The organism is Paludisphaera borealis (assembly GCF_001956985.1).
Lineage (GTDB): Bacteria > Planctomycetota > Planctomycetia > Isosphaerales > Isosphaeraceae > Paludisphaera > Paludisphaera borealis.
In genome coordinates this window covers 7,094,902-7,116,729 of the sequence record NZ_CP019082.1, presented here as the reverse complement: position 1 = coordinate 7,116,729, position 21,828 = coordinate 7,094,902, and the positions used below count along the sequence as shown (strand labels likewise).

16 protein-coding genes are annotated in these 21,828 nt (G+C 66.9%); 11 read left to right on the top strand and 5 right to left on the bottom strand.

Features of this window, described 5'->3' with window-relative positions:
* The first annotated feature begins 11 nt into the window (after positions 1–11).
* Complete coding sequence (locus BSF38_RS27550) at positions 12–1,934, top strand: redoxin domain-containing protein (RefSeq protein WP_076350232.1); 1,923 nt, start codon at positions 12–14, stop codon at positions 1,932–1,934.
* A gap of 46 nt (positions 1,935–1,980) precedes the next feature.
* On the opposite strand, the gene BSF38_RS27545 is transcribed toward BSF38_RS27550, so the two are convergent.
* Together BSF38_RS27545 and BSF38_RS27540 are read right to left on the bottom strand one after the other, a co-directional pair.
* Positions 1,981–2,931, bottom strand: a complete 951-nt coding sequence (locus BSF38_RS27545) for a 6-phosphogluconolactonase (protein WP_076350231.1) — start codon at positions 2,929–2,931, stop codon at positions 1,981–1,983.
* 105 nt (positions 2,932–3,036) lie between these two features.
* Entirely contained in the window at positions 3,037–4,032 is a 996-nt protein-coding gene (locus tag BSF38_RS27540; RefSeq protein WP_076350230.1) for an NADPH:quinone reductase, read from the bottom strand.
* A 206-nt stretch (positions 4,033–4,238) separates the two neighbouring features.
* Between BSF38_RS27540 and BSF38_RS27535 the strand changes: the two genes are divergently transcribed.
* The 7 genes from BSF38_RS27535 (at position 4,239) to BSF38_RS27505 (ending at position 12,875) form a co-directional block, all read left to right on the top strand.
* The gene (locus BSF38_RS27535) at positions 4,239–5,084 is read left to right on the top strand and encodes a hypothetical protein (protein WP_076350229.1); all 846 of its coding nucleotides are present in this window, start codon (positions 4,239–4,241) and stop codon (positions 5,082–5,084) included.
* A 30-nt stretch (positions 5,085–5,114) separates the two neighbouring features.
* Positions 5,115–5,708 (top strand): LOG family protein, encoded by a 594-nt coding sequence (locus BSF38_RS27530; protein WP_076350228.1) that lies wholly within the window; start codon positions 5,115–5,117, stop codon positions 5,706–5,708.
* Between the two features lie 100 nt (positions 5,709–5,808).
* On the top strand, positions 5,809–6,093 hold the full coding sequence (locus tag BSF38_RS27525) for an autorepressor SdpR family transcription factor (protein WP_076350227.1): 285 nt from the start codon (positions 5,809–5,811) through the stop codon (positions 6,091–6,093).
* Entirely contained in the window at positions 6,090–6,755 is a 666-nt protein-coding gene (locus BSF38_RS27520) for an SdpI family protein (RefSeq protein WP_076350226.1), read from the top strand. Before BSF38_RS27525 ends, BSF38_RS27520 begins: the two co-directional genes overlap by 4 nt.
* Positions 6,756–7,448: 693 nt before the next feature.
* Positions 7,449–9,365 (top strand): ABC-F family ATP-binding cassette domain-containing protein, encoded by a 1,917-nt coding sequence (locus BSF38_RS27515; RefSeq protein ID WP_076350225.1) that lies wholly within the window; start codon positions 7,449–7,451, stop codon positions 9,363–9,365.
* A gap of 78 nt (positions 9,366–9,443) precedes the next feature.
* The gene (locus tag BSF38_RS27510; protein ID WP_076351536.1) at positions 9,444–10,310 is read left to right on the top strand and encodes a metallophosphoesterase; all 867 of its coding nucleotides are present in this window, start codon (positions 9,444–9,446) and stop codon (positions 10,308–10,310) included.
* A 126-nt stretch (positions 10,311–10,436) separates the two neighbouring features.
* Positions 10,437–12,875 carry an alpha/beta hydrolase gene (locus BSF38_RS27505; RefSeq protein ID WP_076350224.1) on the top strand — a complete coding sequence of 813 codons (2,439 nt, stop codon included), beginning with the start codon at positions 10,437–10,439 and terminating at the stop codon, positions 12,873–12,875.
* Positions 12,876–12,956: 81 nt separating this feature from the next.
* Here the strand turns inward: BSF38_RS27505 and BSF38_RS27500 are convergent, their stop codons facing one another.
* Together BSF38_RS27500 and BSF38_RS27495 are read right to left on the bottom strand one after the other, a co-directional pair.
* The gene (locus BSF38_RS27500; protein ID WP_076350223.1) at positions 12,957–14,294 is read right to left on the bottom strand and encodes a UvrB/UvrC motif-containing protein; all 1,338 of its coding nucleotides are present in this window, start codon (positions 14,292–14,294) and stop codon (positions 12,957–12,959) included.
* Between the two features lie 148 nt (positions 14,295–14,442).
* Positions 14,443–16,269, bottom strand: a complete 1,827-nt coding sequence (locus tag BSF38_RS27495) for a phospho-sugar mutase (protein WP_076350222.1) — start codon at positions 16,267–16,269, stop codon at positions 14,443–14,445.
* A gap of 566 nt (positions 16,270–16,835) precedes the next feature.
* Here BSF38_RS27495 and BSF38_RS31550 point away from each other — a divergent pair.
* The gene (locus tag BSF38_RS31550; RefSeq protein WP_076350221.1) at positions 16,836–18,050 is read left to right on the top strand and encodes a CAP domain-containing protein; all 1,215 of its coding nucleotides are present in this window, start codon (positions 16,836–16,838) and stop codon (positions 18,048–18,050) included.
* Between the two features lie 140 nt (positions 18,051–18,190).
* Here BSF38_RS31550 and BSF38_RS27485 read toward each other — a convergent pair whose 3' ends face one another.
* On the bottom strand, positions 18,191–18,610 hold the full coding sequence (locus BSF38_RS27485; protein WP_076350220.1) for a secondary thiamine-phosphate synthase enzyme YjbQ: 420 nt from the start codon (positions 18,608–18,610) through the stop codon (positions 18,191–18,193).
* Between the two features lie 269 nt (positions 18,611–18,879).
* Here BSF38_RS27485 and BSF38_RS27480 point away from each other — a divergent pair, with 269 nt between their 5' ends.
* Positions 18,880–20,181, top strand: coding sequence for an alpha/beta hydrolase (locus tag BSF38_RS27480; protein ID WP_099092041.1), 1,302 nt, complete (start codon positions 18,880–18,882; stop codon positions 20,179–20,181).
* A gap of 104 nt (positions 20,182–20,285) precedes the next feature.
* A complete protein-coding gene (locus BSF38_RS27475; protein ID WP_076350218.1) occupies positions 20,286–21,803 on the top strand; it encodes a peptide MFS transporter in 1,518 nt (505 codons plus the stop codon).
* Positions 21,804–21,828 lie beyond the last annotated feature (25 nt).

Sequence of the window (21,828 nt, the reverse complement as noted above, 5' to 3'; positions counted from 1 at the left end):
GGAGTGTTCGCGTGAAAGCCTCATGGAAGCCGCTTCGAGGTCCGCTCCGGGGCCTCGCCTTGATCCTGACCCTGGCCGTCGGCACCGCCTCCCTGCGGGCCCTGGCCGACGACGCCGGGGTTTTTCGCGATCTCGGCCCGCTGCGCGGACTGAACGGGAAGACTCTCAAAGCCGCGCCCCCGGCCGACGGCGCCGCGGTCGTGGTCTTCTACTCCTCGGAATGCCCGATCTCGAACGCCTACAGCCCGACGCTCAACCAGCTTTTCGACGCCTTCCCCCCGCCGCGCGTCAAGTGGTTCGGCGTCTGCGTCGACCCCGACCTGAGCGAGGCCGACGTCACAGCCCACGCCCGTGATTTCGGGCTCAAGCTCGACGTCGTGCTCGACCGTCGCGGCGCCGTCGCCCGCAAGCTCGGCGCGACGATGACGCCCGAGGCGTACGTGATCGACGGCCAGGGCAAGGTCCGGTATCACGGCCGGATCGACGATCAGTTCGCCGCCCGTGGAGTCCGCAACGCCGCCGCGGCCGCCCCCGGCAGTGAGCTGAAAGACGCGCTCGGCGCGGTGCTGTCCGGAAGCCCGGTGAAGGTCGAATACGTGAAGCCGGTGGGCTGCCCGATCCCGGTTCCCGCCAAGGACGCGGCGCCGACCTACAGCAAGGACGTCGCCCGCGTGCTCCAGCAGAACTGCCAGGAGTGCCACCGCAAAGGGCAGGTCGGGCCCTTCGCCCTGGAGACCTACGAGCAGGCCCGCAAGCGCGCCGTCGACCTCGCCTCGGTGGTCGAGGATCGGTCGATGCCCCCCTGGAAGGCGGCCCCGAACGTCGGACCGAAGTTCCAGCACGACCGGTCGCTCTCCGATCACGACGTCCAGACGATCGCCGCCTGGGCCGAAGCCGGCGCCCCCGAAGGCGACCCCGCCGACCTCCCGCCCCCCCGCGCGTTCCCCCACGACTGGACGATGGAAGGGGGGCCGGACCTGATCGTCGACATCGGCGTGGACTTCGAGGTCCCCGCCACGGGCGACGACATCTACCGCTGCTTCGTCATCCCCACGAACCTTCCCGAGGACGTGTACGTCTCGGGGATCGAGTACGCGCCCGGCAACAGTCGGGTCGTCCACCACCTGCTGGGGTACGTCGAAACCAAGGGGTTGGCTCGCAAGCGGGACGCCGAGGAGCCTGGTCCCGGTTATACCTCGTTCTCCGGCCCCGGGGTTCCGGTCAACGGCGACCTCGGCGGTTGGGCGCCGGGATGCAGGCCGAGCATCCTGCCCGACGGCGTCGGTCGGTCGCTGCCGAAGAACGCCGACGTGGTCGTCCAGGTCCACTACCATCCCAACGGCAAGGCCGAGGTCGACCGCACCCGCGTCGGCCTGCGATTCGCCCGCAAGCCGGTGCGCCAGACGCTCCACTGGAACGCCGCGCGCAACCCCGACCTGAAGCTCCCTCCCGGCGAGTCGAACGTGGAGGTCAAGGCGACGTGGACGGCGCCGGTCGACCTCACGGCCTATGCCGTGGCCCCGCACATGCACCTGCTGGGCAAGGACATGCTGATGACGCTCACCTTCCCGGACGGTCGCACTCAGGACCTGATCAAGATCAACGATTGGGATTTCAAGTGGCAGTACCAGTATTACCTGGAACAGCCCATCGAAATCCCCAAGGGGACCGTGCTGAACGTCACGGCCCACTTCGACAACTCGTCGTCGAACTCGCGCAATCCCAATCGCGACGCGCCCCAGCTCGTCACCTGGGGCGAGGCGACGACCGACGAGATGTGCATCGGCTTCATCGCTCTCACGAAGAAGGGCCAGGACCTCACCAAGCCCGGCGAGAAGGACGATCTCAACGAGATCTTCCGCGCCCAGAACGAGGAGTACCGTCAGAAGGCCGAACAGATGGCCCGCGACAAGCGCAAGCCGAAGGCCAAGTAGTGGGGCAGGGGCCGTCTCCCGCGAAGAGACGGCCCCGAACCTCGGTTCAGTTCAGCTCCGGCGCGAGGGGGCCGGCGAGGGCGTGGTGGTAGAACAGCCGGCCCGCGAGCGTGGGCATGAACGAGCTGGGGATCCACGGGTCGGGGCCGTACCGAAGCGTCGTCCAGAGGCTCGCCCCTTGCCACTGCATGCCTCGGTCGAAGATCCCGTCGGCGCCGCCGATGATCCGGTCGGCCTGGAGGAACAACCCCGGGCCGATCGTGTTGGCGAACGCCGGGACCAGCGTCGTCCGGCTCTTGAAGCTCGTCAGCGCGTTCTGCTCGATGGTCAGCGGGTGCAGCTTCGCCCCCAGCCGGTGGGTCGCGGCCTTCCACTCGTCGACGCTCTTGTACTCGGCGGCGAAGTGCGGCTCCCAGAAGGCGATGTGGCAGACGCGGCCGATGCCGAAGATCACGATCAACTCGGCGCCCTTCGCCTTCAGCTCGCCGATCCGCTCGGCGTAGTGGGGCAGGCGGTCGGGCGTGGCGAACCAGCGCTGGGCGGCGGGGACGGTCCGCGAGCCCAAAGCGCCGTAGAAGGCACCCTCCATCGCGTGCTGAAAGGCCCCGGGGTTGTCGGCGGGGAGCGTCGCGCCGTGGCGGTCGCTCCATTCATCCATATTGAAACCGTGCACGTGATCACACGATACGTTCCATTCTTTGAGGAAGTAGACGGCCCAGCGGTACATGCCCATCGGTCCGACCGGGAGGATCATCGCGGCGGGCCGCCCCTGGTCGCGGGTGCGGCGGATGGCCGAGGCGATCTCGTGCCCCATCATGACGTCGAAGTCGGCCGTGTCGCCGCACCGGACCAGCTCGAAATCGGGGTTCCACCACGGCTGGCGCTCGTCGATCGCGGCGGCGGGGTGGGAACAGCACGCGTCGATTTTCGCGAGGTCCCAGCCGGCCGGCAGGAACCCCTCCATCATCGAGCCTTCGAGGGTCGTCAGGAGATTCATCGGTCAGGGTCGCCTTTCAAGGGCGTCGGCGAGCCGGCGGGGAGGGTTCGACTCGCGGACAGGGAGCTTTCGGAGACTCGTCAATATGCGGATTCGATCGATGCGTCAATCCACCGTGAGCACGACCTTGCCGGTCAGCGAGCCCGCGGCGTGCAGGGTGTTGGCTTCGAGGAACCGGTGGGCTTCGGCGGCGGCTTCGAGCGGGAAGGCACGGCCGACGAGCGGCTTGAGGCGGCCTTCCTCGATCCAGCGGTTCATGTCGAAGGCGCAGGGGCGTTGCTCCTCGGCCGTCGAGTTGAAGACCGCGAAGCCGAGCAGCGAGCAGTCGCGCGGGTAGAATGAGCCGAGGGGCAGGGGGGGCTTGGCGGCCCGACCCGCCATCAAGATCATCCGGCCTCGCTTGCGGAGCAAGGGGACGGTGACCTCCAGATTCGGATCGCGCTGGGTCTCGTACCAGACGTCGATCCCGTCGGGGGCGAACTCGCGGAGTCGAGCGGGTATGTCGTCGGTCTTGTAGTCGAGGGCCAGGTCGGCGCCGAGCTTGCGACAAAGCTCGACGCGGTCGGGATGGCCGGCGGACGTCGCCACCCGCGCCCCGGCGGCCTTGGCCATCTGGACGACCATCGAGCCGACGCCGCCGCTCCCGCCGGGAACGTAGACCGTCTCACCCTTCTGGAGTTTCCCCGTGCGGAACAGGCCGAGGTGGGCGGTGATCCCGACCATGGCCATGGCCGCCGCGTCGACGTCGGGGAGCAGCGCGGGCGTCGGATGAAGCCATTCCTCGTCGACGACCGCGTACTCCGAGGCGACGCCGGGCCGTCCCAGGAGGCCCTGGTTCGACCCCCAGACGCGGTCGCCGGCGCGATGGCTCTTGACCCCCTCGCCGACCTTGTCGATGGTCCCCGCGAAGTCGCTCGCGATCACGTACGGGAATGCGAGCGGCATCGCCACAAGGCCCGACCGGATGTAAAGGTCGATCGGATTGAGCGCCGCGGCGCGGACCCGGACGAGAACCTGGCCCGGCCCCGGCTGGGGCGTCGGCAGGTCGCCGACCTTGATGACGTCGGGAGTCCCGGTTTCTTCGATGTATGCTGCGCGCATGAGCGGTCGTCCTCGAATCGTCGTCGGTCTCTACGCCGAATAGGCTTCTCATCATACCGGTCGCAAAGAGCCGGTAGAATCCCGTGCCCGCACTCGCGAGCAACGCGCCGCCAGAGCCTCTCTTGCGATCGCGAGGCTTCGTGGTTCATGATAGCGTCGCGGTCTCCCCGAGGCGTTCCGAGTTTCCTCCATTCGAGGCTGTCGGCATGAGCGCGTCTTCCGATGCACCCGAGACCGGCCCCGCGGCGCCGATCAAGCCGATCGACGGCACGATCCGCGAGACGCTCGATGGCCTCAAGAACGAAGTAGGAGGCGACGAGGCGCTCGACCGGCGGCTCGCCGAGATCGAGATGCTCGGCGAGGAGGCGGCGGCCGGCTGGAAGCCCGACGCGCATCCGCCGATCGCGGCCGACGTCCGGTTCCTCCACGTCTCGCGGACGATCCACCAGCTCGTGACCGACCGCAACCGCTCGGTGGGGATCTTCCTGGCCGTCGCCTCAATCCTGGTGGCCGCGGCGACCGGGCTCTTGAACGTCAAGCCCGAGGTCGCGCCGATCATCCCGCTGCGGGTCGTCCAGTACTGGTGCCTGCCGGTCACGTTCGCCACGCTGGCGGTGCTTGCGATCTTCATCAGCTTCCTCCTGATCCGGGCACGGATCGGCCTGATCTACGAGGTCGCCAAGCTCAACGCCCTGCTCGGGATTCACACCAAACGGGTCGAACGGGTGAACCCGCTCTCGATTTTTTACATCATGCATTTGCTGGTCGTCGTGCTCGGCGGCGCCTCGGCGGGCCTGGCGACGGCCATGATCGTCTACAGCTTCTTCAGCCAGGGCGAGCCCGACATCGGCCTCGGCGGCGTTGCGGCGGCCGGCGCGAGCGTTCCGTCGCCGGATCGTTTGAATCCCGGAGAAGGGGGTTTCGACGTCGCCGCGCCGCTCGGCGCGGGGATTGCTGTGACTTTGCTCTACATCATCGGTCTGCTGGCCCTCTACTACACGACGATCCTTCGCCACACGACCGAGGCCAAGATGAACGCGGCCCGATCCTGACGAGGTGAAGCCGGGAGCGAATCGACTCGTATGCCTCATCGTCCACACATTTGCGTTTTCTGCGGGTCGTCGTTCGGCGTTTCGCCGGCCTTCCGGGAGAACGCGGCCCGGGTCGGAGCCGAACTCGCGCGGCGCGGCGTCGGCCTGGTCTACGGCGGCGGCCGGGTCGGGTTGATGGGGGTCACGGCCGACGCCGCCCTGGCCGGCGACGGTCGCGTCGTCGGGGTCATCCCCGACCCGCTGGCGACCCGCGAGATCGCCCACCACGGCCTCACCGAACTGCACGTCGTCCCCGGAATGCACGAGCGCAAGGCGCTCATGTCGCAGAAGTCGATCGCCTTCCTGACCATGCCGGGGGGCGTCGGCACCTACGAGGAGTTCTTCGAGATCCTGAGCTGGGCGGCCCTCGGAATCCACCGCAAGCCGATCGGCCTGCTCAATATCGAGGGCTACTTCGACCCGCTCCTCGCCCTGCTCGAATTCGGGGCCGAACAAGGCTTCATCCGGAGCGAGTTCCTCGCCCCGTTGATCACCTCCGACAATCCCGAGAACCTCATCGGCGAACTCCTCGCCTACATCCCACCCCCCGCCGTCCCCCGCAAGATCAGGCTCGACGAAGCCTGAGCCTCGGCCCGACGGCTTGACGAGCCGGTCCGTTCGCGAGAGAATTAGACAATGATCTAAATAATCGCAATCGACGGGCGAAGAGACGGTCAGGGATGCGATGAACGAGGTTTTCAAGGCGTTATCCGACCCCACGCGGCGGCGGATCATCCAGTTGCTAGGCCACGGCGAGCGGACGGCGGGCGAACTCGCCGCATCGTTCGACATGACCAAGCCCTCGATGTCGCACCATTTCGCGGTGCTCAAGGAGGCCGGGTTGATCGTCAGCCGGCGCGAGGGGCAGCAGATCTTCTACGCCCTCAACACGACGGTGATGGAAGACGTCCTGGCGCGGATCTGGGACCTGTTCGGCGGCGCTGAATCAAAAGGACGTTCCGACACATGAACCGCTCGTACTGGATCATCGCCATCGTGCTGACGGCCTTCACATGGGGAGTCTCGGCGTGGTTCTACCCGGGCCTGCCGCAGTCGATTCCGACCCACTGGAACATCCACGGCAAGGTCGACGGCTACGGCGACAAGCGTTGGGCCTTGTTCCTGATGCCGCTGGGGACGACGGCGACGCTGGTCCTCTTCAGGTTCCTCCCCGCGTTGTCGCCCAAGCAGTTCGAGGTCGACTCGTTCCGCTCGACCTACCTGTTCATCCTTGTGATCGTCGTCGGACTGTTCGTCTATCTGCAAATGATGATCCTGCTGGCGACGTGGCAGGAGGTGCGCGGCGGCGACAAATGGCTTGACCTCGGCCGCGCGCTGGTAGGCGGCATGTTTGTTTTCTTCGGCCTCATGGGCAACGTGATGGGGAAGGTGCGGAAGAACTTCTACATCGGCATCCGGGTTCCCTGGACGCTCGCCAGCGACCGCGTCTGGAACGACACCCACCGACTGGCCGCCTGGCTGATGGTGCTCGGCAGCGTCGTCGGGTTTGTCATCGTCCTGACCGGCCTGCCGTTGCCATTGGCCTTCGGCGTTCTGATCGCCTCGGCGCTGATCCCCGTCGTTTACTCGTTCTTCCACTACAAGGCCCTGGAGCGCCGAGGGGCGCTCTGAGGGCATAAAGTTTGTAGTCGAGGTCTGTGACCTCGGGACGAATGCCGAGACGGATACCATGGGCGGTAAGGCGAAAAGGGTGAGCCCTCCTCGCCCCTCTTTTCGCCTTACCGCCCTGTCCGTCGATCAAGTTTCGCAGGGCGGGCATCGCCCACCGATCGGCCCACATGGTTTGGAGCCGGCGTCGGTGAGGTCGATCCTGGCGCGGTTTGCATTCTTCCCTTCTCCCCTTGCGGGAGAAGGTGCCCCGCAGGGGCGGATGAGGGGTTCTTCGATCGCCTTGGCGCCCGAGGAATTCCTAGGCCCCCTCCTCATCCGGCCGTTCCGGCCACCTTCTCCCCCAAGGGGAGAAGGCATGCTCGCGACAGCATGCTTGGGTTGATTCATGCAACCCGAATGCAACCCCCTCCAAGGCGCGCGATCGGCTTCGAGCTTCCGCGGTCGAATTCCGTGACGGACAGGGCGGTAAGGCGAAAATGGTGATCAGTCCTCCCTCCCTTTTCGCCTTACCGCCCTGTCCGTCGATCAGGTTTTCCGGGATGAGGCGTTCCCGGCCCGGCCTCTTGGGGGCCGTCCTAACGAGGCTATCCCGTTTCGACCCCGGCGGGTTATCATCGAAAGGGCCGGTCCCACGGCCAGCGTCGCGGGGTCACAGACTCCGGCCCCAACAATTTTTAAGATGCAATTGACGCCATGATCTTGATCACCGCCCAGGACCTGGGTCGACAGTACGCGGGCGATCCGATTTTCACCGATCTTGCGTTCGAGGTCCGGGCCGGCGAGCGGATCGGCCTCGTCGGTCCCAACGGCGCGGGCAAGACGACGCTCATGAAGCTGCTCGACGGCACCGAAAAGCCCGAGTACGGCAAGGTTTACATCCGGCCGGGCGTCCGCGTCAGCCTGCTCAGGCAGCAGCCCGACTTCGAGCCGGGCCAGACCCTGATGGACGTGGCTCGCACGGGCCTGGCCTCGCTGCTGGACCTCCAGCGCGAGCTGGAAGAAGCCGCCCAGGAGATGGCCGAGGCCGAGGACGACCGCGACCGTGAGCGCGCGGGCCGCCGGTACGACGAGCTGCACGAGCAGGTGTTGCACCAGGACGCGTACTCGATCGAGCACCGGGTCGAGGAGATCCTCTCGGGTCTGGGCTTCATCGAGGCCGAGTTCGACCGCCCGGCGTCGACCTTCTCGGGCGGCCAGCAGTCGCGGCTGATGCTTGCCAAGCTGCTGCTCGAAAGCCCCGACGTGATGCTCCTGGACGAGCCGTCGAACCACCTGGACATCGAGACCACCGAGTGGCTTGAGAGCTACCTCAGCCGCCAGCCGGTGGCGATGATCGTGGTCAGCCACGACCGCTACTTCCTCGACAAGGTCGCCAACAAGACCTGGGAGCTGAACGAGGGCAAGCTGGAAGTCTACCCCGGCAACTATTCCCAGTACTGGCGGCTGCGTTGCGAGCGCGCCAAGCTCCTCGAACGCCAGGCCGAGCGGTTCGAGGAGAAGACCGAGAAGCTCGAAGCCTACATCCGCAAGTACGGCGCGGGCCAGCGGTCCACCCAGGCGCACGATCGCGAGCGCAAGCTGGAAAAGCACAAGGCAACCCAGGTCGAGACGATCCGCGAGATCATCGGCCCGCGAATGGGCTTCGAGGAAGTCGACCGTTCGGGCGACATCGTGATCGAGGCCCGGAAGCTCTCGAAGTCGTTCGACAAACAGCTGTTCGACGACCTGAACGTCGCGGTCCTCCGGGGCCAGTGCGTCGGGGTTCTGGGGCCGAACGGGGCGGGCAAGACGACCCTGATCAAGACCCTGATCGGCCAGGAGAAGGCCGACTCGGGCGAGGTCAAGCTGGGCCACAAGGTCGTGGTCGGCTATCACGACCAGGGCTTGCAGTCGCTGTCGTACGACACCACGGTCGTCCGCGCCGTGTGGCCGGAAGACGACGCCGACTGGGTCGAGGGAGACCTCCGCGCCCTGCTCGCCCGGTTCGGACTAACCGGCGACCAGGCGTTCCAGAAGGTCGGCCAGCTCTCCGGCGGCGAGAAAGCCAAGGCCGCCCTGGCTCGACTGTGCGCGACGTCGGCCAACCTGCTGGTCATGGACGAGCCGACCAACCACCTCGACATCTGGTCGTGCGAGTCCCTCGAACGCTCGATCCGCGAGTTCGAGGGGACCGTCCTGGTCGTCAGCCACGACCGCTACTTCCTCAACAAGGTCGCCGACCGCATCATCTACGTCGCCGACGGACTCGCGCGGGTGGTCGAGGGGGACTACGAAGCCTTCCAGCGGCTGATGCAGAAAGAGAAGCAGGAGGCCGCCGGCAAGGCGAAGGCCAAGCCGGCCCCCGCCCACGACGCGGCCCCCGCGCGGTCGACCGGCCGCAACGGCGATGCGACGAAGAAGAAATTCCCCTACCGCAAGGCGACGGAACTCGAAAGCGACATCGCCGTGGTCGAGGCCGAGATCGTCGAGGTCGAAGACCTGCTCGCCCAGCCCGCGACCTGGCGCGACCAGGGCAAGGCGGTCCGCGCCCAGGACCGCCACAAAGAACTGAAAGCCAAGCTGGAGACGCTGTTTGAGCACTGGGAGTTCGCCGTCGAATCCGAATGGTGACAGTGAAAATGATGTGCTAACTTTGGATTGTCCGTCCGGCGCAATCGATTCGTTCCCTTTCAACCGCTGAAGGCCCCCATGCCCGACCCACGGAAAGTCCTCGCCACCGTGAGCAAGGCCACCGAATTGACGCGGCGGACGCCCGGGCGGTCCGGCTCGGTCGTCAGCCTCGACGCCGCCGATGAGGTCATGGTCGTCGGTGACTTGCACGGGAACCTGTCGGCGTTCCGCTGGGTGCTGACCGAAGCGGCCCTCGACCGGCACCCAGGGCGGCACCTGGTCCTCCAGGAACTCGTTCACGAGATCAACAAGAACCAGGACGATCGGCCCGACCTCTCGCATCGGCTCGTCGACCTGGTCTCGGCCCTCAAGTGCCAGTATCCCGATCGAGTCCACCTGATCCTGGGGAACCACGAGCTGTCGGAAGTGACCGGGCGGATCATCGGCAAGGACGGCCAGGCGCTCAACTTGCGGTTCCGCAAGGGGATGCAGCTCTCGTACGGCGAAGCGTGCGACGAGATTTTCCAGGCCTATCTCGGCCTCTTCTCCGCCTTGCCCCTGGCGGTCCGCACGCCGAACCGCGTGTTCATGTGCCACTCGATCCCCGACGGTCGCTACCTCGACGACCTGGACCTCAGCGTCCTGGCCGCCGACGATTGGCCGCCCGAGTCGATGAAGCGCGGCGGGGCCGTCTACGCCATCACCTGGGGACGCGACACCGCGACCGAGACCATCGACCGGTTCGCCGCAATGGTCGACGCCGACCTGTTCGTGACCGGCCACCAGCCGTGCGAGGAAGGCTATCGCCAAGCCAACCACCGCCAGCTCATCATCGACGGCACCAACCCCTATCCCACCTACTGCCGCTTCTCGGCCAAGGAGCCGGCGACGATCGAGTCGCTCGTGAGCTCCGTGAAGGTCATGAACGTGCTCTCCGCGTCCTGACCGCGTTCGGCGATTCCGACGGCCAGAGGCTTGAGTCGGCCGGCCGGGCCGATAGGATGGGGGCTTCGGCGAAGCGGCCCGGTCCGCATCCCGCCCGATCCCTCCCGCCCGCACGGAGACGACTCAATGAAGCCGCGGCCTGGCGATTCCGTGTTCTTTCTATGCCTCGCGGTCGGGCTGGCCGCTGCGTCGGCTCGCGGCGATCAGCCGAGTGATCCGACGGCGGCGATCTTCACGCCCAGCGACCTCCCCAAGCTGGCGCGCGGCGTTGCGTTCGCCAACGCCGGCGAGCGGACCGTCCGGGTCTGGTCCCCCTCGAACCAGTCGTGGACGCTCACGCGCGAAGGCGACGTCGTCACGCTTCGCGCCGCGTCCTCGCCCGGCGACTCAACCCCGCGCTGGCAAGATCTCGGAAAGCTCGCCGTCGCCGCTCACGGCACTCTCAAGATTCAGATCGCCGAGCCGCCCAAGGCCGACGCGAAAGCCGACAATAAGGAAGCCTCCGCGCCCCCCGCTGCCCCGGCGCTGCTCGTCCTCGATTCCGACCCCGAGCACGACCCCCGACGATTGCTTGACTTCGCGCGCGGCCGGGTCGATTCCACCGAGCCCGCCGCCGACCGTCGCCGCGAGCAGGCCCGCACCAACCGCGAGGGGAACGACTTCCACGCCCCCGCGACGGCCGCCGCCTGGCGCGATCGCTCGGCCCACGTTCGGGACCAGATGCGGGTGGCGCTCGGCCTCTGGCCCGCGCCTCCCAAGACGCCCTTGAACCCCCAGGTCTACGACGTCCTCGAACGCGACGGCTACACGATCGAGAAGGTCGTGCTCGAAACCCTGCCCGGGTTCACGCTCAGCGGCAATCTGTATCGACCGTCGAAGAAGCCCGTTTCCGGCAAGGCACCGGCGATCCTCTGCCCGCACGGCCATTGGGAGGTGGGACGGGTTCAGGAAGACGTCCAGGCGCGCTGCATCCGCTGGGCGAAACTCGGCGCGGTCGTCTTCATGTACGACATGGTCGGCTACAACGATTCCAAGCCGTTCACGCACGCGTTTCTCAACGACCGCCTGCGGCGATGGGGGCTCAGCCTGTTCGGCCTCCAGACCTGGAACAGCATCCGGGCGCTCGACTGGCTGTCGACCCTGCCCGACGTCGACCCCGCGCGGATCGGCTGCACTGGCGAGTCGGGGGGCGGGACGCAGACCTTCATCCTCACGGCCCTCGACGATCGCATCAAGGTTTCCGCGCCGGTCGTGATGGTCTCCGACTGGTTTCAGGGGGGCTGCGTCTGCGAGAACGCGGCCGGGCTTCGACATCACACCGACAACATCGAGTTCGCGGCGCTTTGCGCGCCCCGGCCGATGATCCTGGTCGGCGCGTCGGGCGACTGGACCGCCAAGACGATGAGCCTCGCGTTTCCGGCCATTCGCGGCGTGTATTCGCTCGTCGGCTCGGTCGACCGGATCGAGGCCCAGGTCTTCGACTTCCCGCACAACTACAACCAGACCAGCCGCAACGCCGTCTACGCCTTCATGGGCCGCTGGCTGCTGGGCATCGAGGATTCGGCGAGCACCCGCGAGGGGGACCAGACGCCCGAGAAGCCCGAGGCGATCCTCACCTTCGAGGCCAAGCACCCCGCGCCGGCCGACCGCAAGACGCCCGAGCAGCTTGAAGCCGCGCTCATCAAGACGCTGGGCGATCAGCTTGAAGCCCTCTCCCCCGCCCACGACGCGACGAACTGGCAGGCGGCGAAACGGTTCCTGAAAACGAGCCTGAGCGTCCGCGTCGGCCTCGAAACGCCCAGTCCCGAAGCGCTCGCCCAGCGTGAAGTCCGGCGCGTCGACCGTGAGGGCTTCCGCATCGTCCATTCCCAGATCGGCCGGCGCGCGAACGGCGAGGCGATCCCGGTCGTCCGGTTGATCCCGACGCACTCGAACGGCCGGCTCACCGTCATCGCCGACGACCAGGGCAAATCGGCCCTCGCCACGCCGGCCGGCGAGGTCTCCGAGCTGGCCAGAGCCCTTCTGGCGCGCGGGCAGAGCGTCGTCGGCTTCGATCCTCTTTTCGTCGGTGAATCGATCGACCCGGCCAAGCCGATCACCCATCGGCCGGTGGTCGACCACTTCCACACGTACAACCCCTCCGTCGCCGCCGACCAGATGCAAGACCTGGCGACCGTCGTGAGCTGGGCCGGTTCGCAGCCGGACGTCCGCGAGGTCAGCCTGGCAGCCCGAGGGCTCGCCGGTTTTCAGGCGCTGATCGCCCGGCCGTTGCTTGGCGGCCTCGCCCGGACGGCCGTCGACCTGAACGGGGCCGAAGACACCGACGGTTCGGGCGACCTGCCGGCCGAGATCGACCTGCCGGGCCTCTTCCAGTTCGGCGGCCTCCGCACGGCGGCGGCCCTGAGCGCCCCCGCTCCGCTCTGGATCGTCCGCCCCGGCCCGAAGTTCGCGAAAGCCTGGCCCGAGGCCGCCTACGACCTCGCCGACGCCAAGGCCCAATTCCGAATTGCGACCGAGGCCCCGCCGGCCGATCGCCTCGCGCGGTGGATCGACGAGGGCAATTGATTCTCGGCGACGGACAGGGCGGTATGGCGAAAAAGGGGGGGAGGGGGCTCATACCCTTTTCGCCATACCGCCCTGTCCGGGTCATTCGTCCTCGCCGAGCACGCGCTTCTTGCGGAGCATGTGGTGGTAGTGCTGGGCGAACCGGTGGGCCTCGTCGCGGACGTACTGGAGGAGCCGCAGGGCGAACGAACGGCGGCGGAGGAGGATCGGGTCGGACCGGCCGGGGACGTAGATTTCCTCCTCGCGCTTGGCGAGCGAGATCAGGGTCGGCGGGGCGATCCCCTTGGCCTTGAAGGCGTCGAGCGCCGCGCTGAGCTGGCCCTTGCCGCCGTCGATCAGGAAGATGTCGGGGAACGGCTCCTCGCGTTCGAGCAGGCCGTCGATCCGCCGGGAGACGACCTCGCGGATCGAGGCGAAGTCGTCGACGCCCGCCACGGTCTTGATCCGGTACCGCCGATACCCCGGCTTGAACGGCAGGCCGTCGACGAACGTGACCAGCGAGCCGACGGTCTCGGTCCCCCCCAGGTGGGCGATGTCGACGCCGGTGATCGTCCGGGGCAGGGCGTCGAGCTTGAGGACCTGCTTGAGCCCCTTCAGCCCCTTGCGCGGGTCGACGTAGAAGACCTCGGGCTGGGCGTGCTTGGCGAGATCGCCCCGGAGGTTGATGTTCTCAAGGGCCTTGATCTCGTCGCGGAGCCGGGCCGCCTTCTCGAACTGGAGGGCCTTGCTGGCCTCGCGCATCTCCTCGTTCATCTCCTTGAAGAGGACGTCCTTCTTGCCGTCGAGGAACAGCTTGAGCCGGTGGATGTCGCGGCGGTAGGTCTCGCGATCGATCCGCAGGTTGCAGGGGGCCGTACACTGGTCGATCGACGCCAGCAGGCAGGGCCGGAACCATCGCCAGCGCGGGTCGTCCTCGTCGATGTCCAGCGAGCAGGTGCGGAACTTGAAGATCCGCTGGAGGACCTGGATCGCCCCCCGCAGGCTCTTGGCCCGGGGGAAGGGGCCGTAGAGCTTGACCCCCGAGTCGAGCGGCTCTCGGGTGAAGTTGACCCGGGGGAAGTCCTCGCCGGTCGTGATCTGGAGGTACGGGAAGCTCTTGTCGTCCTTGAGGTCGTGGTTGTGCCGAGGCTGGATGTCCTTGACCAGCCGCGCCTCCATCAGCAGGGCGTCGACCTCGCTGTCGGCCGGCAGATGGTCGATGTCGGCCACCTCGCCGATCCAGTCGCAGATCCGCCGATCCTGAGCGGCCGTCTTGTGGAAGTACGACCCCGCCCGCGCGCGGAGGTTCTTCGCCTTGCCGATGTAGACCACCCGCCCTTGGGCGTCCTTCATCAGGTAAACCCCCGGCGTCGTCGGAAAGGTTTTCACCTTTTCACCCGGTGCGATCGGGTTTTCGATCTCGGGCTCAGGTTCAGACATGCCAGCTCCGCAACTCACTCGGCGGTTCGCTATGGGCTACATACATCGATCAAAGCAGGATGTCGCAAGCATACCTTCTCCCCGCACGCGGAGAGAAGGCCTGCTCGCGACGGTCGTTTCCGAGGGACAAGACTCCCTGAACCGCGGATCAAACGACGCCCTCAACATATTTTTCGATGTCGGCGACCATCTGGTCAAGTCGTCGGGCGGTTTCAGCCTTGGCGGCGGGGAGCGAATCGGGGCCGTCGACGTGGCTGCGGGCGAACAGATAGAACTTGATCTTGGGCTCGGTCCCCGAGGGCCGGGCGGCGAACCGGACGCCGTCGCGCTCGGTGTGGAAGATCAGGACGTCGCCGGACGGCTCGGGCAGGGGGCCGACTTTCCCGGGCTGAAGCAGGTCGCGGACCTCGTGGGTCTTGTAGTCCAGAACCTCGGTGACGGCGAGCCCGGCGATCGTGCGCGGGGGATTGGTCCGGAACGCCTTCATGAGCGACCGGATCGTGTCGAGCCCCTCGCGGCCCTTGTAGGTCTTGTTGACGAGCCGCTCGCCGTAGTGGCCGACGTCGATGTAGAGGTCGTCCAGGTACTCGACGACGGTCTGCTTGCGGTCCTTGACGGTCGCCGCCAGCTCGGCGAAGAGCATCGAGGCGACGGAGGCGTCCTTGTCGCGGGCGTAGGTCCCTTTGAGGTAGCCGTGCGACTCCTCGAAGCCGAACAGGAAGCCGGCGGGGCCCTCCTGGTCGATCCGCTGGGCGATCCACTTGAAGCCCACGAGGAGGTCGTCCTCGGTGCGGACCCCCTCGCGGCGGGCGAGGGCCTTGGCCATCTGCGTCGACACCAACGTGGTGACCAGATAGTGGTCGGATCGCAGTTTGCCGAGGTCGCCGTACTGCTTCATCACGAAGGCGGCGAGCAGGACGCCGATCTGGTTGCCGTCGAGCGTGGTCCATTCGCCGGCCGGGTCGCCGGTGACGGGGAGCCCCACGCCGATGCGGTCGGCGTCGGGGTCGCTGGCCAGGACAAGGTCGGCTCCGGTGGCCTTGGCCTCGGCGATCGCCGCTTCGAGCGTCGCTGGATTCTCGGGGTTGGACACGTGGCCCGGCACGTTGGGGAAATCGCCGTCGGGCGAGCGCTGGGAGGCCAGGATGTTGACCTTGGCGAAGCCGTCGGCCGTGAGCGCCGCCGCGACCGACGTCTCGCCGACGCCGTGCAGCGGGGTGTAGACGATCGAGATCCCCCGCGCGTGGCTGACCGATTCGCCGACGACCGCCTCGATGTACGCCGTGTCGACGTCGGCCCCGGCCGAGACGATCGAGCCGTTCTTGCGACCGTCCTCCAGGCTCGTCTCGGGGATCTCGCGGTCCGAGGCGGCCTTGACGCATTCGATGATTCCGGAGTCGTCGGGAGGGACGACCTGGCCGCCGGTCGCGGCGTAGCACTTGAAGCCGTTGTCCGACGGCGGATTGTGCGACGCCGTGATCATGATCCCCGCGTCGCAGCGCAGGTGCCGGACGGCGAACGAGAGCAGGGGAGTCGATCGCGGCTCGTCAAACAGGTGGACCTTCACGCCGGCCGCGGCGAGGACCCGCGCGCACAGCTCGGCGAACTCGGGCGAGTTGTGGCGGGTGTCGCGGGCGATCACGCACGAGCAGGTCGTTCCGGGGGCTTTCTTGCCGTTGATGTAGTCGGCCAGCCCCCGCGCGCTCTCGGCGATGGTCCGCTCGTTGAGGACGTTGGTCCCGACCGGGTACATGACCCCGCGCCGGCCTCCGGTGCCGAATTCGAGGACCGCGAAGAAGGCGTCGTCGAGCTGCTTCCAGCGGCCGTCGGCGACGTCCTGCAGCAACCTCGGCCGGTACTTGCCGAACGGGGCCTCCAACAACCATCGCGTGACGGCCGCGGCCGACGAGGCGGTGAGTCGGCCCTCTCCCGCGGCGTCCTGGACTTTCGAAAGCGCTGCTTCGACGGTGATCATAAGGCGACGACTCCACGGAGCTGAATCCAGGCCTGATCGGCGGATCAGGCGGTCGCTTCAAAGCTAATCAGAAACCCCGAAAGCGACAAGCGGGCGGGCCGTCCCCCGCCCTTCGACCCGAGCCGTCGCGGTCCCTCGGTCGGCCGCTCTCGGTCGATGTAACTTGAATCTTTAGCGAAAGTTTCGGCGAGCCAAGGGGCTCCGCAGCCTTGTAAAAAGAGGCCGTTTGTAAATTCGTCTTGACAACCCAAACGGCGAACTTAGAGGGTTTTGCAGCCTGTGACGGCCGAGTTTCGCCGGGCGAATCTCACGCGGAAATTTCAATCCTTTGCGAACAAGGAACTTACGTCGCGCGCCTCGACGCGGCTTCGGTCTCGCCAGGGCTTTGGCACGCCACCTGCTCTATACACTCGACGTCGAACCCAAGACGACAACCGCCACGGCAGGAATTTTTCCTAAAGTCGTCAGGGTCGTTCGACACGATGAATGGGGCGGACACGGAAGATCGCCGACACCGGCCGCGGCCTATCAGGCCCGGTCGCTAGCCGATAGACAGGGAGGTCAGTATGGCTCGGCCGACGTCACGACGATCGCTTCGCTTCGAGAACCTTGAAGATCGCCAGATGCTTTCGTCAGGCGGACCGAGCAGCCAGGCGCAGTACATGCTGCAGCTCATCAACATGGCCCGCACCAACCCGCAAGCCGCGGCCCAGTGGGTCTCGAACAATGTGACGCCGGAAGTCACCAGCACGCTCAAGCATTACAACGTCGACGTCAACGCGGTGAAGCAGACGATCGCCAACAGCAACCCGCTTCCTCCCGTCGCCTGGAACAGCAACCTCGCCTCGGCGGCCCAGGGCCACAGCCAGGACATGGCCGACAACCAGTACCAGTCGCACACCGGCTCCGACGGATCTTCCTCCGACGACCGGATCAAGAGCGCGGGTTACACCAACGCCAACTCCAGCGGCGAGAACGCCTACGCCTACGCCGGCAGCGTCGACAACGCCATGGAGGCGTTCCTTTACGACTGGGGCGTTTCCGACGCCGGCCACAGGCGGAACCTGCTCCAGCCCGGCGTCTCGGCCAACGACTCGTTTCGCGACGTGGGGATCGGCATCGTCAACACCGGCGGCAAGCTTGCGACCGGCAAGATCGGCCCCGTGATCGTGACCCAGGACTTCGGGTCCCAGCCGAACGCCCAGGCCCAGCTCGTCGGCGTCGCCTACAGCGACAACGACGGCTCGCAGTTCTACACGCCCGGCGAAGGGGCGGGGAACGTCCGGATCGACGCCGTCAACCTCGACAACGGCTCGACCGCCTCGACCACGACCTGGGATTCCGGCGGCTACGAACTCCCCCTGGCCCCCGGCCGCTATAAGGTCACCGCCAGCCAGAACAACGTCGTCATCCAGGACGTCAACGTGACGATCGGCACGGTCAACGTCGAGCAAGATTTCGTTCTGAGCAACCCGTGGAACGGCCGCTCGCTCACGTCGGCCGCTCCCGCGGCCGTCAGGACCGTCGCCGCCGCCGCCGCCGTCGCCCCGAAGGCCGTAGCCGTCCCGACGGCCGCGCCCGCCTCAACGCCCACGACTACCGCCGCCTCCACGACGGCCGCCCCGAACTTCGCGTTCTTCGCCCCCAGCGACTGGAAGGGCCCGGTGAGCGGGACCCCGACCGTTCAGGCCGCCAAGCTCGCCCCGACGACCGTCACGCCCACCGTCAGCTACCAGCCCGCGCTCGCCAACTGGACGACCTGGAAAGCCAAGTCGGTCTGACAGCGGACGCCCCGTACAGAGTGGAACCCTGATCCGAGTCAATCGGGTCAGCCGAGATTCACCCCGCCGGCTATCTGGGGATAGCCGGCGGGGTGATTTCGTTTAACAGACACGCCAGAGTGCACGCACGCCGGATTTCTTCAATCCTCGCCCATGACGGTCACAAGCATGGATCGTCTGTGCGGATGAGTGCGGTGCTCCCAGAGGAAGACGCCTTGCCAGGTCCCCAGGGCCAACGAGCCCTGAAAGACCGGGATGGTGAGGGCCGTCTGGGTCAGGATCGCCCGGATGTGCGCCGGCATGTCGTCAGGCCCTTCGAGGGTGTGGCCGAACAGCGGATCGCCGTCCGGGGCCAGCCGCGCGGCGAAGCGTTCGAGATCCTCGCGAACGCTCGGGTCGGCGTTCTCGCAGACGATCAACGATGCGCTCGTGTGTCGGATGAAGACGTTGCAAAGACCCGTCCGGACGCCCGAAGCCGAGACGATCCGCTCGACCTCGCCTGTGATCTCGACCGTCCCACGGCCGCGAGTCTGGAGTGCGAGAGTTTTCTGGTGGATCATGAAGCGCTTCCAAAGAGGATTGAGGCGAGTCGGCCGCTTCGGAAGGCCGTGCCCGCCAGCGAAGCTGTTCTGACGTTCGAAACGAACATAAGGCCCATTATCAGACCCAGGCCTGGGGACAGAAACCCCAGCCCCACCGGACCCTGCCGGTCGCGAAGCCAGCGCCAGGCGTGGCGACGACGGCCCTTGAGGGTTTCAAAAGTCTGCGTCATGCTGATTCTATCCGTTGAGCGGGTTTCGCTGAATCGGTTGTGACAGGACGCAGACGCATGACGAACCTCTCGGTTGGTATGGCTCAGGCTCTGGTTGGGCTCGGGTTGATGTTGCTCGGAACCGGCCAGGGCGCCGAACGGCGGGTCGAGGTGGCGCTCAACGACGCCGGGAGCTTGGCCGTGTCGGAGGTCGTCTCGGCCTTGGCCGAGGCGACGGGCCAGACGGTCAAGCCGCCGCCGGCCGACGTGACTTTGCCGGTGCGCGGGCTTCCGGGCGCCCTGGGCCGGGCGCTCCTGGCCGACTGCCTGGGCGACGAGGTCGCGATCACGATCGGCCCGAAGTCAGTCGTCTTCGTCGTCCCCGAAACTCTGGTCGAGAGCGACGGCCGGGCGCTGTGGAAGGAACGTCTCGAACGGCTCTCGGCCCGGACCGAGGAGGCGGCGAGCCGGCAGCAGCGCCATATCATGCGTGCCCGCGAATCCTACCGGCCGAACGATCCCGACCGGCCGACGATCTGCCTGGTCCACGGGGTCAACTCGTCGTCGGGCGGCTTCGTCCACTTCATTCCGCCGCTCGAAGAGGCCGGCTACGGGATCGTGGTCTACGATTACCCGTTCAACCAGAAGCTCGACGACTCCTGCGCCCAGTTCCAGGCCGACTGGCTGGCGTTCCGCAATCAGGCCGGCGAGACCCGCCCGTGGACGATCCTGGCCCACTCGATGGGGGCGCTCGTCGCTCGCAGTTACGTCGAGGGTGCGGGTCGTGACGCCGGCGACGTCGATTCGCTGATCCTTATTGCGCCGGTGAATCAGGGTGCCCACATCGCCCGGCTTCAACCGGTCCTTCAGATGATCTCGGGGATGCGCGCCGTTCAGGGCAAGCGGACGGCTCAAGCCCTGGCCGAGCTGTCCGAAGGGGTCAGCCAGTCGGCCGAGGACCTGCTGCCGGGGAGTCCGTTCTTGAAGCGGATCAACCGGAACCCGCCCAACGAGGCGGTCGCCTACCACATCCTGGCCGGCGACCGGGGCGTCCTCAGCGAAGACGGCCGGAAACAGGTCGAGGCGCAGGTCGAGATCGTGCACCGCAACGCGGGGGTGTTCGGTTCGCTGACGAGGCTGGCGACCGGCGAACTCGGGCCGGTGCTCGACGAGTTGACCGACGGCGCCGGCGACGGCTGCGTCGCCCTGGCCCGAACCCGGCTCCCCGGCGCGCCCGAGCCCGTCGTCCTCCACGCCAACCACGCCGAGCTGATTCGCGCCCCCCTCTTGTTCGCCGATCCGGGGCCCGTCGTGTCGATGCCGCAGATCCTGGAATGGATGAAGGCCGATCGCGCTCGCGGCGGGCTCGGTGGGCGGTAGGCGTGTAAGCTCTTGGGTTTCCGTCCGGCTTCGATTACTCTGATCAGGCCCAGGGAGAAGCCGGTCGCGGACGCGCGCACCATTCGGTCGAGGAACCCAAGCTCATGTCGCAAACCGTCGAAACCGTTCCACCCGCCAAGCTCGAATCGCATCCCCCCGGCCTCTACGCCCTGTTCACCACCGAGATGTGGGAGCGGTTCAGCTTCTACGGGATGCGGGCGCTTTTGGTCCTCTATCTGACCAAGGCGATGGGCTACTCGCGCGGCGACGCCTTGAACGTCTACGCGATTTACACCGGCCTGGTCTACCTGACCCCGCTCATCGGCGGCCGGCTGGCGGACCTGTATCTGGGACAGCGGAAAGCGGTGTTCATCGGCGGAACCCTGATGGCGCTCGGCCAGTTCGCGCTCACCCAGCGCGAGCTGCTCCCGCTGGGCCTCGGCCTGATGATCGTCGGCAACGGCTTCTTCAAACCGAACATCTCCGTGATGGTCGGGTCGCTCTACCCGAAGGGCGATCACAGGCTCGACGGCGCCTACACGCTGTTTTACATGGGAATCAACCTGGGAGCGCTCCTGGCTCCCCTGGTCAGCGGCCCGCTCGGCGAGTGGGTGGGATGGCCTTACGGTTTCGCGAGCGCGGGCGTCGGCATGATCCTCGGGTTGTTGACGTTCGTCTTCACCCAGAGGCTGCTCCAGAGCGCGGGGCTGCCTCCCTGGCGCGACGCCGGGGCTGAACCGAAGCTGAGGCCGGCGGACTGGGTCGAGATCGGCGTGATCTCGGGCGTCGTGGCCCTCGGAGTGTTCGGTCTGATCCGGGCCTGGCCCTCGCTTCAGCCGTACTGGTCGCCGGCCTGGGCGTCGACGGCGGCGCTCTCTTTCCTTTATCGCGGGACGATCCTGCTGGGCGGCTTGCTCCTGTTCATCTTGGCCACCGAGCCCCGCGCCAAGGCTGAGATGAACGAGCTGCACGAGCCGTTCACTCGGGCCGACTGGCAGCGCCTCGGCGTGATCGTGACCATCAGCCTGTTCTCGGTCGTCTTCTGGATGGGCTTCGAACAATCGGGCGGAACGCTCAACCTGTTCGCCGACGAGAAGACGGACCGAAGCATCTTCGGCTGGACGGTGCCGACCTCGGTCTTCCAGTCGGCCAATCCCATCTTCATCGTCACGCTCGCCCCCCTCTTCGCGATCCTCTGGACGGCGCTGGCGCGGCGGAACTTCCCGCTGCCGTCGGTCGCGAAGCAGGGGCTCGGCCTGGTGCTTCTGTCCTCGGCTTTCGCCGTGATGTACTTCGCCGACAAGCAATCGAAACAGGGGCTGATCTCGCCGTTGTGGCTGCTCTCGGTCTATCTCATTTTCACGGTGGCCGAACTGTTCGTCTCGCCGATCGGTCTCTCGCTGGTCAACAGGCTCGCCCACCCGCGGATCGCCTCGTTGATGATGGCGTTCTGGTTCCTGTGCACGGCCGCGGCGAACTACCTGGCGGGGATCATGGAGCATACGCTGGAGCCGTATCATCTCAACCTCTGGGCCTTCCTGGGCGCCATGGCGTTCGTCCCCGGGGTGATGATGCTGGCGCTGACGCCGGTTCTGGTGAAGATGTCGCACGGGCGCGTTTGAGAGTCGCATGACGGAGGAATGGAAT